Origin of the sequence: Myxococcus vastator (genome assembly GCF_010894475.1) — a bacterium.
Taxonomy (GTDB): Bacteria; Myxococcota; Myxococcia; order Myxococcales; family Myxococcaceae; genus Myxococcus; species Myxococcus vastator.
Genome location: NZ_JAAIYB010000843.1, coordinates 1 through 1,372 on the forward strand (window position 1 = coordinate 1; position 1,372 = coordinate 1,372).

Consider the following 1,372-nt stretch of genomic DNA (forward strand, 5'->3'; position numbering starts at 1 on the left):
GGTGGCTGTCATGGGCCGCGGCGCGAGGCTGGGGTGTGCCGGCGGCGCTGGTGGGGCTGGCGGTGCTCGGTCTGGGGCTGGGGCCCGCCACGAGCACGTCGCTGATTGGGCCGCAGTCCCGCGCGCCCTGGCACCACCGGGGCATCGTCACCAGCGCGCTCTACGCCACGCGGCTGCTGGGTGGCTCGCTGGCGGTGGCGTTGCTCGCGCTGGCCAGCGGACACTTCGCCTTGCAGTTCGGCATCGCCGCGGGGCTCACGGCCGCCGCGGCGCTCGGGTTGGCGCTGCTGGCTCCGGGGCGGACGGAGCCCTCGGTCCCGGGGGCGTGACAGTGGGCACGTTCCGCTCATCCGGTGTCGCCTCCCGGGCCTCACCGTTCATCGCATGAGGCCACAGCTTCGCCAGCGCGGAGCGGAGCTCGGCAGCGGTCCGGTACCGGTCTTCGGGGCGTTTCTCCAGCAGCCGCAGCACGACGCGCTCGAAGGGCTCCGGCAGTCCCGGCCGCAACGTGCGCGGCGGCGCGGGGCGCTCCTGGACGTGCAGGAACATCAGCGGCACGGGCTCCGGGTGGCGGAAGGGAAGCTGTCCGGTGAACAGCTCGTAGGCCACCACGCCGAGCGCGTACAGGTCCGTGGCGGGTGACACCGCGGGGCTGCCCGTCACCTGCTCCGGCGCCATGTACTCCGGCGTGCCGAGCACCGCGCCCTGGGCCGTCGCCCCCATGACGTGGGTGCTCTTGGCGAGCCCGAAGTCCATCAGCTTGAGCACGCCCGTGTGGGTGATGAAGAGGTTGGCGGGCTTCACGTCGCGGTGGAGCACGCCCCGGCCGTGCGCGTGCTCCAGCGCCACCGTCGCGTGGGTGAGCCAGCGCAGCGCCTCCGCCAACGTGGCGCGCCGCTCCAGCAGCCGCTGACGCAAGTCCACCCCGTCCAGCAGCTCCACGGTGAGGAAGTGCCGCTCGCCGTCCACGCCCGCATCGAAGACGCGCAGGATGTTGACGTGCTCCAGCGCCCGGGCGTGCTCCACCTCCTGGCGGAAGCGCGCCACCATCGCGGCATCCGCGTGGGGCACCGCGAGGACCTTGAGCGCCACGCGCACGTCCTGCCGGAGGTCGATGGCCTCGTACACGGTGGAGCTGCCCCCGGCGCCCAGCCAGCGCTCCACGCGGTAGCGCTGGGCCACCGTCTGGCCGGGCACCAGGCCCCGCATGACGCTGGAGGGCGCGGGGACCGGAATGCCCTGGAGCAGCGTGCCGTGCGGCGACATGGGGGTCACCGGGCGCAGCGTCTCTCCCAGCGACAGGGCCGGCGGAGGCGTCACCGGCCGGAGCGCCGCCTCGGGCGGGGTCTGCGCCGGACGCGGGACAGGGGGC

General features: G+C 74.6%; 1 protein-coding gene and 1 pseudogene. One reads left to right on the plus strand and one right to left on the minus strand.

The genetic code is table 11. The annotated features are described in order from the left end of the window. Nucleotides 1-329, plus strand: a pseudogene (locus G4D87_RS37800) (MFS transporter); the annotation flags it as partial. Here G4D87_RS37800 and G4D87_RS37805 read toward each other — a convergent pair. Beyond that, nucleotides 256-1,372 (minus strand): serine/threonine-protein kinase (locus G4D87_RS37805; RefSeq protein ID WP_240358938.1); only part of this gene is annotated, 1,117 nt, incomplete at its 5' end. The pseudogene G4D87_RS37800 and the gene G4D87_RS37805 sit on opposite strands and share 74 nt — an antisense overlap.